General features: G+C 72.5%; 15 protein-coding genes. 9 read left to right on the top strand and 6 right to left on the bottom strand.

All coding sequences use genetic code 11. The features are described from left to right. Window positions 1-4: 4 nt before the first annotated feature. A complete protein-coding gene (locus tag ACZ619_RS23000) occupies window positions 5-823 on the bottom strand; it encodes an anti-sigma factor (RefSeq protein WP_469601850.1) in 819 nt (272 codons plus the stop codon). Then, a complete protein-coding gene (locus ACZ619_RS22995) occupies window positions 820-1362 on the bottom strand; it encodes an RNA polymerase sigma factor (RefSeq protein WP_469601847.1) in 543 nt (180 codons plus the stop codon). The genes ACZ619_RS23000 and ACZ619_RS22995 overlap by 4 nt, the downstream gene beginning before the upstream one ends. A 116-nt stretch (window positions 1363-1478) precedes the next feature. On the opposite strand from ACZ619_RS22995, the gene ACZ619_RS22990 reads away from it, so the two are divergent. The 4 genes from ACZ619_RS22990 to ACZ619_RS22975 all read left to right on the top strand — a co-directional run bounded on the left by ACZ619_RS22990 (window position 1479) and on the right by ACZ619_RS22975 (window position 5383). Continuing rightward, complete coding sequence (locus ACZ619_RS22990; RefSeq protein WP_469601844.1) at window positions 1479-2702, top strand: acyl-CoA dehydrogenase family protein; 1224 nt, start codon at window positions 1479-1481, stop codon at window positions 2700-2702. Window positions 2703-2814: 112 nt separating this feature from the next. Continuing rightward, a complete protein-coding gene (locus ACZ619_RS22985; protein ID WP_469601841.1) occupies window positions 2815-4650 on the top strand; it encodes a hydroxysqualene dehydroxylase in 1836 nt (611 codons plus the stop codon). Between the two features lie 220 nt (window positions 4651-4870). Next, window positions 4871-5005, top strand: coding sequence for a hypothetical protein (locus tag ACZ619_RS22980; protein WP_469601838.1), 135 nt, complete (start codon window positions 4871-4873; stop codon window positions 5003-5005). 153 nt (window positions 5006-5158) lie between these two features. Beyond that, the gene (locus ACZ619_RS22975) at window positions 5159-5383 is read left to right on the top strand and encodes a hypothetical protein (protein WP_469601836.1); all 225 of its coding nucleotides are present in this window, start codon (window positions 5159-5161) and stop codon (window positions 5381-5383) included. Between the two features lie 34 nt (window positions 5384-5417). Here the strand turns inward: ACZ619_RS22975 and ACZ619_RS22970 are convergent, their stop codons facing one another. Then, window positions 5418-5957: an AMIN-like domain-containing (lipo)protein gene (locus ACZ619_RS22970; protein ID WP_469601833.1), complete on the bottom strand. Its 540-nt coding sequence runs from the start codon at window positions 5955-5957 to the stop codon at window positions 5418-5420. A 232-nt stretch (window positions 5958-6189) separates the two neighbouring features. Here ACZ619_RS22970 and ACZ619_RS22965 point away from each other — a divergent pair, with 232 nt between their 5' ends. Next, complete coding sequence (locus ACZ619_RS22965) at window positions 6190-6735, top strand: EF-hand domain-containing protein (RefSeq protein ID WP_469601830.1); 546 nt, start codon at window positions 6190-6192, stop codon at window positions 6733-6735. A gap of 41 nt (window positions 6736-6776) precedes the next feature. Here the strand turns inward: ACZ619_RS22965 and ACZ619_RS22960 are convergent, their stop codons facing one another. The 3 genes from ACZ619_RS22960 to ACZ619_RS22950 all read right to left on the bottom strand — a co-directional run bounded on the left by ACZ619_RS22960 (window position 6777) and on the right by ACZ619_RS22950 (window position 10670). After that, window positions 6777-7505 (bottom strand): MgtC/SapB family protein, encoded by a 729-nt coding sequence (locus tag ACZ619_RS22960; RefSeq protein WP_469601827.1) that lies wholly within the window; start codon window positions 7503-7505, stop codon window positions 6777-6779. Window positions 7506-7783: 278 nt separating this feature from the next. After that, the gene (locus ACZ619_RS22955; protein WP_469601825.1) at window positions 7784-9262 is read right to left on the bottom strand and encodes an FGGY-family carbohydrate kinase; all 1479 of its coding nucleotides are present in this window, start codon (window positions 9260-9262) and stop codon (window positions 7784-7786) included. Window positions 9263-9602: 340 nt separating this feature from the next. After that, the gene (locus ACZ619_RS22950) at window positions 9603-10670 is read right to left on the bottom strand and encodes a glucose-1-phosphate thymidylyltransferase (RefSeq protein ID WP_469601823.1); all 1068 of its coding nucleotides are present in this window, start codon (window positions 10668-10670) and stop codon (window positions 9603-9605) included. 246 nt (window positions 10671-10916) lie between these two features. Here ACZ619_RS22950 and ACZ619_RS22945 point away from each other — a divergent pair, with 246 nt between their 5' ends. The 4 genes from ACZ619_RS22945 to ACZ619_RS22930 are packed head-to-tail and all read left to right on the top strand — an operon-like array spanning window position 10917 to window position 14918. Next, window positions 10917-12209, top strand: coding sequence for an aspartate aminotransferase family protein (locus ACZ619_RS22945; RefSeq protein WP_469601820.1), 1293 nt, complete (start codon window positions 10917-10919; stop codon window positions 12207-12209). Then, window positions 12206-13252, top strand: coding sequence for an ABC transporter ATP-binding protein (locus tag ACZ619_RS22940; RefSeq protein ID WP_469601818.1), 1047 nt, complete (start codon window positions 12206-12208; stop codon window positions 13250-13252). The genes ACZ619_RS22945 and ACZ619_RS22940 overlap by 4 nt, the downstream gene beginning before the upstream one ends. Beyond that, complete coding sequence (locus ACZ619_RS22935; RefSeq protein WP_469601815.1) at window positions 13249-14121, top strand: ABC transporter permease; 873 nt, start codon at window positions 13249-13251, stop codon at window positions 14119-14121. Before ACZ619_RS22940 ends, ACZ619_RS22935 begins: the two co-directional genes overlap by 4 nt. Further along, window positions 14118-14918: an ABC transporter permease gene (locus ACZ619_RS22930; protein WP_469601813.1), complete on the top strand. Its 801-nt coding sequence runs from the start codon at window positions 14118-14120 to the stop codon at window positions 14916-14918. The genes ACZ619_RS22935 and ACZ619_RS22930 overlap by 4 nt, the downstream gene beginning before the upstream one ends. The last annotated feature ends 5 nt before the right edge of the window (window positions 14919-14923 follow it).

Genomic DNA, 14923 nt, shown 5'->3' with positions numbered 1-14923 from the left:
GGGGTCATCGATGGGCTCCCGGCACGCCGTACGCGCCTCTGCGGGCGATCACGACGGCGGTGCCGACCGCGAGCACGATCCCCCATCCGGGCAGGCTGTCCGTCTGGAGGACGACGGCCGTACGGCTGGTGGCCACGGTCGGTGCCACGACCAGGCCGGCCCACACGCCCCCGAGCACGAACGCCGCGCGGGTCACACCGATGGCACCGCCGAGCGCCAGGGTCGCCGAGGTGAAGGCGAGGCAGGGCAGCAGCCACTGCGCGGCCGTCACCCCGGTCAGCTCTCCGGCCACCAGCAGCGCGGGGACGACGGCCGCGAGCACGGCCGCGGTGCGCCGCAGCACCAGGTGAAGGCCCGCCCTCGGCGCGGCGGCCGTCAGCTCGTACGCCGGGTCCAGGCCGCGCGACCAGGACGCCGCGACGCCGAGGACCGGCAGGACCGGGGCGAACAGCAGCACCAGCGACACCTCGCCGAGGCCGGTGTGGACCAGGTCGAGGACGAGCGCGAGCAGTGTCACGCTCACGACCATGGCCAGCCAGGGCTCCATGGCGGGCGTCAGCCATCTGGACAGGCCCGCCGCCCAGCGTCGCCGGCGCGGCGTCGGGGCGGGGCCGGCCAGCCGGGGTTCGAGGCCGGACCAGACCGTGTCCACCAGCGCGGCCACGGCGGGCGCCCCGGCGGTGACGGCGGCCGACAGCCGCTCCCGGCACAGCGCGCACGCCTCCAGGTGGGCTTCCAGGGCCCACAGTTCGTCGGCGGTGATGTCCGTGTCGCCGCGCGCGTAGGCGTCGATGATCCGCGTCGACGCGTGTTCCGTGTTCACGCCAGCGCCTCCCGCATCGCGATCCGGGCCCGGCGGGCACGGGTCTTGACCGTGCCCTCGGGCAGTCCGAGCAGTACCGAGGTCTCCCGGACGGACAGCCCGTCGAGCACCATGGCCTCCAGCACCTGTCTGAGTTCGGGCGCGAGGCGCCGGAGCGCGTCGCCGACGTCGCCGCCGACGGCCGTCGCGAGCGCCTCCTCCTCGGCGGCGGGCGCCGCGTCGGGCAGCGCGGCGGCGGCCGGCGGCTCGGCGTGGTGGGCCCTGCGCCGGAAGGCGGCGATGGTCCACAGCCATCCGGCGGCGGTCCCCTCGACCGAGGAGCCCGCGAACGCGCCCGCCGCGCGCCACACCGCCAGATACGTCTCCTGCATGACCTCGGCGACGATCTGCTCGTCGGCGCACCGGCGGCGCAGCCGCGACGCCATCCACGGCGCGGTACGCCGGTACAGCTCCTCGAACGCCGCGCGGTCGCCCCTGGCCACCAGCCGGACGAGACGTTCCTCGTCCGGTGTGCGTGGTGCCTTCCTGACTGATCTCACACCGGCTAGACGCCCGGGCCGCGCCCCGGGTTTTCCCACCGCCGTGATCCCGGTCACACGCCGATCGACTTCACTGGTCCGAGGTGGCGTTGACAGCCACCGGGATCGGCGCGACGGTGAGGGGTCTTCTACGGCCCGAGACCGGAGGTAGCCCCTTGGCCGGTTCGCCAGCACCCCGTCCGGACACCGACCTTCTCCGACGCGTACGCGAGCTCCGGCCGCTCATCAGCTCGCACGCGTCGCGCGCCGAGCGGGAGCGGCGGGTGACGCGCGAGGTCGTCGAGGCGCTCTCGGACGCCGGGATCCACCGTATGAACGTCCCGCGCCACTACGGCGGCCACCAGAGCTCGTTACGGACCCAGGTCGACGCGCTGAGCGAGGTCTCCGCGGCGTGCGGGTCGGCCGGGTTCATGACGTTGATCCAGGCCGGGTGCGCGTTCATCGCGGCCCTGTTCCCCGACGAGGCCCAGGACGAGATCTTCACCGGTCCCGACGTACGGGTCGGCGGCACCCTCATCCCGACCTCGAAAGCCGTTGCGGTGGACGGCGGTTACCTGGTGACGGGCAACTCCCCCTTCGCGACCGGCTGTCAGGACGCCGACTGGCACCTGCTGACCGCGCTGGCCGACACCCCGGACGGCCCGCCGGAGATGCTCTGGCTGGCGATCCCCATGACGGACCTCAAGGTGCTGGACGACTGGGACGTCACCGGGCTGGCCGGGAGCGGGAGCAACACCGTCGCCGCCCAGGACGTCCGCGTGCCCGCCCATCGCGTCCTGCCGGTGGGGCCGTTGCTGGCCGGCGCGTATCCGTCGCGGCGCAACGGCGACGACCCGTTCTACCGCATGCCGGTGCTGCTGATGTTCTGCGCCTGGACGGCCGCGAACGCCCTCGGGCTGGCGCGGGCGGCGCTGGCGGAGTTCGACGAGCGCATCCACCGGCGGGGCATCACCTACACCTTCTACGAGCGCCAGCACGAGGCGCCGGTGACGCATCTCCAGTTCGCCGAGGCCGCGATGAAGGTCTCCTCGGCGGAACTGCTCGCCGCCGACTTCGTGGGACTGATCGAGTCCAAGGCCGCCGCCGGGGAGCCGTACACCGCGCAGGAGCGGGCCCGGATCCGGGCGCAGTGCGGTTATCTGGCGCGGCTGTGCAAGGAGGCCGCCGACCTCGTCGGATCCGCCTCGGGCGCCTCGTCCCTGCACCGGGAGGTGCCGATCCAGCGGATCGTCCGGGACCTCAACGCCCTGAACCTCCACTCCTTCGTCAACCCCGCCGCCAACCTGGAGCTGTACGGCAGGATCCTGTCGGGCCTCGACGCGGGGACCCCGTTCCTCTAGCCCTCCTCCGCACGGACACATCGTCACTGCCTCTTCGTGTTCGTGAGGATACTGTGAGTGACAAGGGAAAGGGCTGTCCGTCCCCGGCACCCCTCCCTACCCTCCGTTGACCATGACAACAGAACACGCGCAGCTGCCCCAGGGGCACGACGGACACAGCCGCAGGCGCTTCCTGACGGCGGCCGGGGGCGCGGTCGCCGGAGCGGTCGGTGGTGGAGCGGTCGGCGTCCTGGCCGCGGCCGGCGGTGCGGCCGCGGCCTCCGCCGGCAAGCGCGTCGCCGTCCTCGGCGGCGGGGTCTCCGGCCTCAGCGCCGCCCACGAACTCGCCGAACGCGGCTACCGGGTCACGGTCTACGAGTACTACGACGTCCTCGGCGGCAAGGCCCGCTCCATGGACGTCCCCGGGACCGGAACCGGCGGGCGCAAGCCGCTTCCCGGCGAGCACGGGTTCCGTTTCTTCCCCGGCTTCTACCGGAACCTGCCGGACACCATGCGCCGGATCCCCTTCCCCGGCAACGCGAACGGCGTCCACGGCAACCTCCGCAACGGCACGGAGGAGTTGTTCGCGCGCGGGTCGGGCCGCCCGGACCTGCACTTCCCGCTCCGCCGGGTCACCACCCCGCCCGCCTCCGGCGACCTCACCCCGTCCTGGCTCCGCGACCAGATCCTGTCGGTGCTGGATCTCGCCTCCCGTCTGCCGGCCACCGAGGCCGCCTACTTCGCCGACCGTCTCCTGGTCCACCTCACCAGCTGCGACGCCCGCCGCGAGGGGCAGTGGGAGAAGGTCGCCTGGTGGGACTTCATCCGGGCCGGCGAGATGAGCCGCGAGTACCAGGTCCTCCTCGGCATCGGCCAGACCCGCAACCTCGTCGCCACCCGCGCCGAGATCGCCTCCACCCGTACCGTCGGCCGCGTCATCATCGAGGCCCTCATCCTGTGGGGCCTGCTCGGCCGCGGCATGGACGGCGACGCGGACGTAGACCGGGTGCTGAACGCCCCGACCAGCGAGGCGTGGATCGACCCGTGGGAGACCCATCTGCGTTCCCTGGGCGTCGAGTTCGAGCTCGGCACCGAGGTCCGGGAGGTGGTGTACGACGGCGGCCGGGTGACCGGCGTACGGGTGGCGGCCCGCGACGACGGCCGTGAGCGCACCGTCACCGCCGACCACTACGTCTGCGCGCTGCCGGTCGAGCACGCCCGGGTGACCTGGGGCCCGGCCCTGCGCGCCGCCGACCCGCAGCTGGGGCGGTGCGACGCGCTGAAGACGGACTGGATGACCGGCGTGATGTTCTACCTGCGCACGCCCACCCCCGTCGTGCACGGCCACATCAACTGCCTCGACTCGCCGTGGGCGGTCACCGGCATCGGCCAGGCGCAGTTCTGGGACGTGCGGGACTTCTCGCACGACTACGGAGACGGACAGGCCCACGAGTGCCTGTCCACGATCATCTCCGAGTGGGACAAGCCCGGGATCCTGTACGGCAGGACGGCCCGTGAGTGCACGAAGGACGAGATCGTCGCCGAGCTGTGGGCCCAGCTGAAGGACGGGCTGAACGACTCCGGCAAGACGACGCTCAGGGACGAGGACCGGCTGGGCTGGTTCATGGACCCCTCGGTGACGGGCCTCGGCGGTCCCGATCCGCAGAACCGCGAACAGCTCCTCATCCACCCCACCGGCACCCTCTACAACCGGCCGTCCGCGAGGACCGCGGTGCCGAACTTCTTCCTCGCGGGCGACTACGTGCGTACGGATGTGGACCTGGCGACCATGGAGGGCGCCAACGAGTCGGCGCGCCGGGCCGTCAACGCCCTTCTGGACGCCGACGGTTCGGGCGCCGGGCGCTGCCGTCTCTGGGAGTTGTTCCGGCCGCCGGAGATGGAACCCCTGAAGCGGGTCGACGAGGTCCGCTACCGGCTGGGCCTGCCCAACACCTTCGACCTCGGCTAACCGCCCACGGTTCCCCGACGGCGTCCAGGCCCGCGGTACATCGTGCGACGCGCCGGACCGGTCCCCGGTCGGGCCCACGGTTCGGCGGGTACACGTCCGGCCGTCCGCCGACGTCCGGTCCGCCCCGACGTCCGGTCCGCGCCGTCAGCCGGTCCGTGGTCTCCTCGGCCGACAGCACCAGCGCGAAGCCCTTGCGCACGACATCACCGACCAGCACGCCGTGCTGCGGCGGCGACTGGAGTTCCTGGAGCGGCCCGCGAGCTTCTTCTACGACGGCGACCAGCCGCTGCCCGCGGAAGAGACGGACGACCCCCACCGCCGCGGCATGGATGCCGCACGGCCCCGGAGTGGCTAACATCGAACACATGTACGAACCCAGGCCGTCCCGGCTTCCACTTCCGCTCCCACACTCCGCCCGTCCCTCTCAACCGCCCGCGCGGCCGATCTCCGGGATCTTCCGGTGAGCGGCCGGGGTGCGGGCCCGAGCGGTGCGGATGATCCTGGAGAGATGAGCCGAAGGCGCCCGATAGTCGTCCAGCCGCCCTCCCCGACCGGCGGCCGCCGGGTGCGTGTGGACGGCGAGATCCTCGGCCTCGCACACAGCCGCCGGGACCTGACGGAGTTCCTGCGGCGGGCCGGGCTGGACATCGAGCCCGAAGAACTCGCGGACTCGGTGCTCATCGACTGGCGGGGCGTCGGCCCGGACCGGTGGGACGTCGGGAGCCGGTCCTGACGGCAGGAACGCGTCACGCGTCGGCCGGACCGGGTCACCAGGTGTGCGCCACGTCCACCACGAGGTGGTTGGCCGTCTGGAAGACCCGGAACGGCAGCCGGGCGCGGACGCCCAGTCCGGCCTGGGTGTATCCCTCGGAGCCGCCGGTGAACTCGAACTCGCGGAACGTCCGGTACCCGGTGACGTCGACGGCCGGAAGCGACGGGTAGGGCTCTCCGGTCGCCGGGTCGTAGCGCGGGGAGAACAGCGAGATCTCCAGAACGGCCCCGCCCTCGATCGGAACGACGACGTCGGACGGGTCCTGGTGCAGTTCGTCGACGTAGCGGACGCTGTAGCCGATCGGGTCGGCCGACGTACCCGCGCCGTCGAAGACCAGGCGGTCGAAACACTCGTGCTGCCCGGCCCGGACGTCGGTCAGTCGCCTCGACGCGGCAAAGGCTCCGGTCTTGTCCAGGCTTCCCCACGTCACGGCACAGTCCACGGCCGTCGGCGCGGCCACCGCCGGAACCGTGGCGGCCAGCAGACCACCACCCGCCAGCATCATCGCGGCCAGTGCGGTACCTGTTCGTCGCATGACTACCCCCTGGTAGTGGTTCGCGTAGGTGTGTGTCTGGTCAGACCGATGGCGTTCCGGAAGGTTGTGCGCCGTGGCACGGTCCGTCGGGACGCGGAAGGCCAAACCGGCGCTCGGAGCGTTCGGGCGGGGTGAGGTGTCGCGTGGCACCCGGCATGCGATCCCGGGCGCCGTTGGGGCGTCGGCGGGGGTGGGCAGTGTGAGTGGAGCACGCTGAGCGAGGAGGCTTGCGGTGGCCAGTGGGTTCCAGTGGGCGAAGGTCCGGACGATGTTCGACGTGTTCGACGTGGACGGAAACGGTTACCTGGACGAGGGGGACTTCCAGGAGTTGTCGGCACGGTGGCTGCGGCTGCCACGGGTGGCCTCGGAGCCGGAACTGGCTTCCCGCGTCAGGGAGGTGACGCTGGGGTGGTGGCAGCACCTGTCGGACGTCGGCGGCGGGGCCGACCGGATCGGCATGGGCGAACTGATGGCCATGGTCGACCTGTTGCCGACGATGCCCGAGGCGGTGTCGGACACGGCCGATGCCATCTTCGACGCGGTCGACGAGAACGGGGACGGCCGGATCTCGCGCGGTGAGCACCAGAGCCTGGTCGACACCTGGCACGGCCGCGGCATCGCGACCGGTGACGTCTTCGACCGCCTCGACCAGGACGGCGACGGCTACCTCGGCCGCGCCGAGTTCGCCGTCCTGTGGACGCAGTTCTGGATCAGCGACGACCCCGCCGAGCCGGGCAACCTGATGTGCGGACCAGTCGCCGGCTCCCCTGCCGTCTGACCGCGCGGCGGGTCGATCGGGCGTCCGCCGCGTGGGCGGGGCTACGCGTCGGACGCCGTGGTCAGTTCGATGTCGATGACCCCGTCGCTCTGGAAGAGTTCGGCGGTGAGCGGGGCGGGGTCGGCGCTGCCCTCCAGCTCCAGGAGGACCTGGGCGGCCGGGTCGGTGCGGCCGGGCAGGCGGTCGACGCGCACCTGGAGGATGCGGAAGCCGCGTCGTGTGCAGGTCTCCATGAGCCGGGGCAGCAGGGCCGTTCCGGTGCGGTAGGTCATGCGCAGTTCGAAGGCGGAGGCGGCGGCGCCGGGGACGAGGCGGTCGGCGAGCAGCGGGTAGCCGCGTACGACGAGGAAGTGCAGCGCGGTGACCGCGCAGGCCAGGATGGGCAGCCCGCCGCCGCAGGCCATGCCGACCGCGCAGGTCAGCCAGACCGTCGCGGCGGTGGTCAGGCCGCGTACCGCGTCACGTCGTACGAAGATGAGCCCGCCGCCGATGAAGCCGATGCCGGAGACGATCTGGGCGGCCACCCGGGAGGGGTCGAAGGAGACGTTGTCCAGGCCGAGCACATTGGTGAAGCCGTGCTGGGAGACCTCCATCATCAGGGCGCTGGCGATGCCCACCAGGGTGTGGGTGCGCAGCCCCGCGCTCTTCTGCTGCGCCGCCCGCTCCCAGCCGATGAGGCTGGACAGCACCAACGCCAGTCCCAGTTCGGACAGTTGCCGCAGTCCCTGTCCGTTGCCCACGTCCCACAACGGGGCCGCCAGTCCGCTCATGCACACCTCCTGTACGGCAGGATCCCTACCCGGAGGCCCGGGATCATGCCCTCCGCCTCCTTCATCGGTTCGGCTGGGCGCCGGCCGTTCCACGCGTCGGCGAGCAGGGGGTCGAAGGGGGTGCCACGGTGGCGGCCCGACACGACGGAGCCGACGCGGTGGCCCGGTCCGCACCCGGCCCACCGCGGTGATCACTCAGCAGTGTGGCAGCGTGACACGGCGTCAGGTGCCGTGAACGGGTGGGCTTCACCCCTGACACACGCGTGCGCACGCGCTGGTCACTGCATGGCGGCGAGACCGTGCACGATGTCCTTGGTGGCGGGGTAGAGCGCGGTGTACGACGCGTACAGGCGGTCGTACACCTCGCGCGTCCCGGTGCGGGGCCGCACGGTCGTCTCGGTGACCGCCCAGTCCGTGTCCGGCGGTACGAGTCCGAGCCCGACCGCGCAGAGCAGGGCGTCGCCGTAGCAGGCGCCGATGGTCTGCGCCGGTACCTGCTGGTCGCGGCCGGTGACGTCGCTGACGATCTGGGTCCACAGTCCGCCCTGGGTGCCGCCGCCGACCGCGACGACGCGCCGGACCGGGTCGTCGGGGTCCTCCAGGAAGTCGAGGATCTGGCGGACGCCGAAGGCGATGCCCTCGTAGGCGGCCCGGAAGAGGTGGCCGCGGGTGTGACGCAGGGTCAGGCCCGCGACCACGCCCCGGGCGTCCGGGTCGAAGACCGGGGTCCGCTCACCGGCGAAGTAGGGGAGCATCAGCAGGCCGTCCGAACCGGGCGGTACGGCCTCGGCCTCGGCGACCAGGGTGTCGAAGGAAGCCCCTCCGGTGACGTCCTGGATCCACCGGGTCAGGGATCCCGAGGTGGACATGCCGGCCGCGATGGTGCGCCGGCCCGGCTCCACCCCCGCCGTGGTCCACAGTCCGGGGTGCGCCCGGTAGGCGCCCAGCACCTGGACGAAGAACAGCGTGGAGCCGTACATGACCATGAGGTCGCCCGGGTGCCGTACGCCCGCGGAGTGGGCCTCGGCCCAGGCGTCGACGGTCCCGGCGGAGACGAGGGTGCCGGCCGGGACGCCCGTGGCCCGGGACGCCGCGGCGGTCACGGTTCCGACGACCTCGTGGGGGTGGACGAGCCGGGGCATCTCCAGGTGGCCAGCGATGTCCGGGACCCAGTCCGCGGCCCAGGATCCGGCGTGCAGGTCGTACAGCGGGTCGCTCTGGCTGGCCGTGTGGTGGTCGAGCACGTACGCCCCGGTGAGCTTGGCGGCCAGGTAGGAGTGGGAGTTGTACCACCGTGTTCCGCGCGCCCATGCGTGGGGCTCGTTGCGCCGCATCCACAGCATCTTGGGGCCGACGGCCTGGGTGCTGAGGACCTTGCCGCAGCGACTGAGGACCGTGTCGGCGCCGAGCCGCTCGGTGAGGTCGCGGATCTCGCGCCCGGCCCGGCCGTCGATGCCGTAGAGGATGGCCGGCCGCACGGGTTCCAGGTCGTCGTCGCAGAGCAGCAGGCAGGGGCCCACACCGCTGACGCAGAGCCCGGCGAGGGTGTGCGGGCCGATCCCGTCCATGAGTTCACGGGCCACCGCGACGAGGTCGGCCCACCAGACGGCGGCGGCGTCCACTTCGGCCCACGACGGTCTGGGCAGCGACATCGAGTGATGGCGTACGGCCGTCGCCAGCACGGTCCCGTCCGGCGTGACGAGCACGCCCTTGGTGCTGGCGGTCCCGGTGTCGATACCCATCACGAGCTCGCTCATGCCCATGCGTCCGTTCCGTCGTCGAGGCGGCGGGAGGAGTCCCGCGAGGACAGGATGCGGGCACGGACCGGCGGACACCCCGAAGACGGCGCACCTGGCGCCGAAGGGACCGGGAACCGGGTCCGGACGGCGGGCACCCGACGGGGACGGGGCTTCGGGGCCGCGGTTCATGCGACTCGTGCCGCCGGCCCGGATCCTCCGGTCGCCGGAACGCGGTCGGCCTCGGCGCCGCGGCCGCGGAACGGGCGCCGCCGGACGCGTGGGGCCGGACGCGTGGGGGCCGGACGCGTGGGGCCGGACGCGTGGGGCCGGGCGGGGCCGGTGACGCGGGCTCGGGGTGTCACGAGGTGAGTTGCACCCTGCTGTGGTCGCCGATGACGAGGCGGTGGGCGTGGGGCGGGCGGGGGGACGCGGCGACGACCGCTTCCCGGCCGATGAGCGAGCCCTCGATGCGCGAGGCGCCCTCGACGCACGCGCCCCGCAGGAGCACCGAGAACGCGATCTCGCTCTCCTCGATCCGGCAGTCCTCCGCGACCGCGGTGTACGGGCCGACGCTGGAGTTGCTGATGACGGCGCCCTCCCCGACGACGACGGGGCCGACGATCCGCGACCCCCTGACCACGGCGCCCTCGGCGATCCGGACCCGGCCGATCAGGACGCTGTGCGGATCGACCTTGCCGTCGACGCGCCCCTCGATCCGGTCCAGGACGTGCCGGTTCGCCTCCAGCAGGTCGTCCACGCTCCCGGTGTCGCGCCAGGGCCGGGTGGTCGTCTCGGCGCGCACGGCGAGGCCCCGGTCGACCATCCACTGCACGGCGTGGGTGATCTCCAGCTCGCCCCGCCCGGAGGGACGGATGGCGCGTACCGCTTCGTACACGGCGGGCCCGAAGGCGTAGACGCCGATGAGGGCGAGGTCGCTGCGGGGGCGGTCGGGTTTCTCCTCCAGCCGCCGCACCAGTCCGTCGCCGTCGACCTCCGCGACGCCGAAGGCGGTGGGGTCGGGCACCGGGGTGAGCAGCAGGCGGGCGGCGTCCCGGCCGGTCTCGGCGCGGCGGACGAATCCGGCGACGCCGTCCTCCAGGTAGTTGTCCCCGAGGTACAGCAGGAAGTCGTCGTCGGCGAGGAAGTCCCGTGCGATCAGCACCGCGTGGGCCAGGCCCAGGGGCTGCTCCTGGTGCAGGTAGGTGATGCGCAGTCCGAAGGCCGAACCGTCGCCGACCGCCTGCCGGATGTCTGCGGTGTGCGGGCCGACCACCACACCCGCCTCCTCGATGCCGGCGTCGGCTATCGCCTGGAGGGCGTAGTGCACCACCGGCCTGTTGGCGATGGGCAGGAGCTGTTTGGCGCGGGTGTGGGTGAACGGCCGCAGTCTGCTGCCGGTGCCGCCCGCGAGGACCAGCGCTTTCACGCGGGCCGTCCGCGTCGCGGCGGGGACGGGGTCTGGATGCGCACGGATCTCTCCTCGAACGGAAGTCGCGGTGCCACCGGTTGAGCTGATCCCGACTCAAGCAGAGGCGGCACCGAAACCGCAAGGCCGGTCTGTAAGTTTCAGCAATTCCTTGCAGATGAGCAGTAGTTGATGTTTGACTCACTGCCTGCGCCGATCAACCCCGGTGCATGCCACGGCAGTTCGCACCGAGCGTGGGGAGCAGCAGTGACAGGTCGGCACCAGCTGGAACGGCTGGAACGTGAGGCCGCGCATCTGGCGCCGGGCGCTTCGGAGGAAGCGGCCGTGGGGCGCCGGGTCTTCGCCGAGGGGCGCGGCCCGGTCCTCACCGATCTCGACGGGAACCAGTACCTGGACTTCGCCGCCGGCACCCTGACCCAGTCCCTGGGACACGGGCACCCCGAGGTCGTCGAGGCGCTGACCGCGCAGGCCCGGCGGCTGTGGAACGTGCACGACTCGGCCACCCCCGACCGGGCCGCGCTGCTGGAGCTGCTGGCCCGGCTGCTGCCCGAACAGCTGGACACCTACGCCCTGTTCTCCACCGGCGCCGAGGTCGTCGAGGCCGCGCTGCGCGTGGTGCAGGCGACCGCGGAGCCGGGCCGCAACCGGATCGGCGCCCTGCGCGGCGGCTTCCACGGCAAGACCATGGGCGCGCGGATGCTCGTGCACTGGGACCTCGGCCACCAGGCCTTCGCGGGCAACTCGGTGCTGGGGTACTCGCCGTACTGCTACCGCTGCCCGCTGGAGCTGACCCACCCGTCGTGCGGGCTGCGCTGCGCCTCGCTGGTGCGCAGGCACATCGCCGACAAACCGAACATCTCGGCGCTGGTCTTCGAACCGGTGCTCGGCGCCGGCGGCGTCGTCGTGCCGCCGCCGGGCTACTGGGAGCAGATCGCCGACAGCTGCCGGAGCAACGGGGTGCTGCTCGTCGCCGACGAGGTGCTGACCGGCGGCGGCCGGACGGGGACGTTCCTGGCCGGCGAGCAGTTCGGTGTCGAGCCCGACCTGGTCGCCCTGTCCAAGGGCCTGGCCAGCGGGTTCCCGTTCGCCGTGCTGGCCGGGCGGGCGGATCTGCTGCGCAGCGCGGCGGCCTCGGGCTCCGGCGCCTACGCGTCGACGTACGCGGGCAACCCCCTCGGGATCGCGGCGGCGCGGGCCACCCTGGAGGTCGTCGAGCGCGACAGCCTCATCGCGCGCGTCCGGGTGCTCGGCGAACTGCTCCAGGACCGGCTGTCCGCGCTGGCGTCCCGCTTCGAGAACCTGGGCGACGTGCGCGGGCTGGGGCTGCTGTACGGGCTGGAGTTCGTCACGGACCGGCGCAGCCGCACACCGGCTCCGCACCTCGCGCGCGCCGTGTACGCCACGGCCCTCGACCTGGGGCTGAGAGTGGCCCTCGGCGGTCACATCCTGCGCCTGGCACCGCCGTTCACCATCGACGAGCCCCTGCTCGACGAAGGCGTCGGCCTCCTGGAGCGGGCCATGGAACGGGTGCTGACGTGATCGTCGCGGAGAACCTCGTCAAGGAGTTCCGGATCGCCGAGCGCAAACCCGGTCTGGTCGGCAGTCTGTCCACCCTGTTCACCCGCGAGCACCGGATCGTCCGCGCGGTCGACGACGTCTCCTTCACGATCCCGGCCGGGTCGAAGACGGCGTACATCGGCGCCAACGGGGCGGGCAAGTCGACCACGATCAAGATGCTCACCGGCATCATGACCCCCACCGGCGGACGCTGCCTGGTCCGCGGCATCGAGCCCTACCGGCACCGGCAGGCCAACGCCCGCGGCATCGGGGTCGTCTTCGGCCAGCGCAGCCAGCTCTGGTGGGACCTGTCGGTGCCGGACTCGTTCCGCATCCTGCGGCGCATCTACGACGTGCCCGATCCGGTGTACCGGCGCAATCTCGCCCTGTACCGGGAGCTGCTGGACATCGACGCCCTCGGCACCACGCCCGTGCGCCAGCTGAGCCTGGGGCAGCGGATGCGGGCCGAGATCGCGGCGAGTCTGCTGCACGACCCGGCGGTCGTCTTCTGGGACGAGCCGACCATCGGTCTCGACATGATGCTCAAGGACGCGGTCCGCCACCTGGTCAACCACGTCCACCGGGAACTGGGCACGACCGTCGTCCTCACCAGCCACGACATCATGGACATCGCGGCGATCTGCGACAGCGCCCTGGTCGTGGACCGGGGGCGGGTGGTGCACCAGGGGAGCATCCGGGACCTGCTGCGCACCGCCGACCGGCGCTCCGTCGTGTTCGACCACCGGGGCGGTCCCGACCCGCGGCACGCCTGCGCCCGGATCGAGCAGGGGCTGCCCGGGGTGCACGCCTCCGGCGCCGGGGACGGCCGGATCAGGGTCGACTACCCGGTCGAGCGGTTCACCTCACGGCAGGTGCTCGCCTTCCTGCTCGACCACTTCGACCTGGCGGACTGCTACGCGCCCGAGCCCGACCTGGAGGACGTCCTGCGCCGGATCTACGCCGGCCGGCGCGGCGATCCGGTGACGTCCGGGGTCCGGGGCCCGTCCCAGGGGGGCGCGGCATGAGCGGGACCGCCGTACCCGGGCGCGAGCGGTCGCCGCACCCCGCGCCGCGCGACCGCGTCCGCGACCGCGTGCGCCACTACCTGCCCTTCGCCACCGGCGGGCTCCAGTCCCTGCTCCAGTACCGGTCGACGTTCGTGACGACGGGTGTCACCGCCGCGGCCGGCGCGGCGGTCACCGTCTTCCTCTGGCGGGCCGTGTACGCGGGTTCCCCGCCCGGCAGCGGGCCCGGCGGCTTCGGCGCCGAGGGCATCACCACCTATCTGCTGATGGCGCAGGTGCTCCAGGTCCTGCACGCCAACCGGGTGGACGACGAGGTCGCGGCCGAGGTCTACCGGGGCGACGTCGCCGTCCTGCTGGTCCGGCCCGTCAGCTATCCGCTGGTGCGGTTCTTCGCCTGTCTGCCGGTGGTCGCGGCCAACGCCGTCCTGGTCGCCGTGCCCGTGCTGGCCCTGTTCGCGCTGATCGTGCCGCTCACCGTGCCCCGGCCCGTGGACGCCCTGCTGTTCCTGGTGTCCACCGTGCTCTCCGTGCTGCTCGCCTTCCTCGTGAACCTGCTGACCGGGATGACGGGCTTCGTCACCACCAACACCTGGGGGGTGCGGATGGTGAAGCAGAGCGTGGTCGCCTTCTTCGCCGGTCAGCTGGTGCCCCTCGCCCTGATGCCCGGACCGCTCGCGGCCCTGGCGGCCGCGCTGCCCTTCCAGGGAATGGTCGACGGCCCGCTCACCCTGCTGCTCGGCCGCTACGACGGTGTGGCGGGCGCGGCCGGTGTGCTCGCCCGGCAGCTCGGCTGGGCGGGCGGTCTGGGACTGCTGAGCGCCGTGCTGTGGCGGGCCTCGCTGAGCCGTCTGGAGGTGCTGGGCGGATGACCCGCACGCTCTGGCGCCATCTGCGACTGGCCGTGTTCCTCGGCGGGGTCGGGCTGCACCGGCTGAGCGCGTACCGCGTGGACTTCGTCCTGGGGGCCGGGGCGTTCCTGGTCCGCGTCGGCCTGCAGACGGCGGTGGTGGGGCTGGTCTTCCGGCAGGTTCCCGTGGTGGGCGGCTGGAGCTATCACGAGGTGCTGTTCCTGCTGGGCTTCTCCCTGCTGCCGCGCGGACTGGACCACCTCTTCACCGACCAGCTGTGGGAGCTGGGCCGCAAGCTGGTCCAGCGCGGCGAGTTCTACCGCTATCTGATCCGTCCCGTGAACCCGCTGTTCTCCCTGCTGTCGGAGCGGTTCTTCCACCCGGACGGACTCGGCGAACTGGCCGTGGGCGCCGTCCTGGTGAGCTGGTCCGGCAGCGAACTCGGGCTGCGTCCGACGGGGGTGCAGTGGCTCGTCGCTCCCCTGCTGGTGCTGTGCGGGGCCCTGATCCACACCTCGGTGAAGCTGCTGTTCGCCTCGCTGTCCTTCTGGACCGTGACCAGCCTGCCGTCGATGTACGCGGCGAGCCAGGTCTCCGAGTTCGCCGCCTATCCGCTGGACATCTACCACCCCTCGCTGCGCGCCCTGCTGACCTGGGTACTGCCCTTCGCCTTCACCGCGTACGTCCCGTGCGTCTACCTGCTGACCGGCGCCACCGGGCTGGTGGTCTGGCTGCCGCCGGTGACGGCCGTCGCCCTGGCCCTGACCCTGACCGTGTGGCGGCGGGGCATCAACGCCTACGAAATGACAGGGAGTTGATCACA

The organism is Streptomyces sp. NPDC104367, from assembly GCF_055583825.1.
This window is presented reverse-complemented; position numbering and strand designations above follow the sequence as displayed.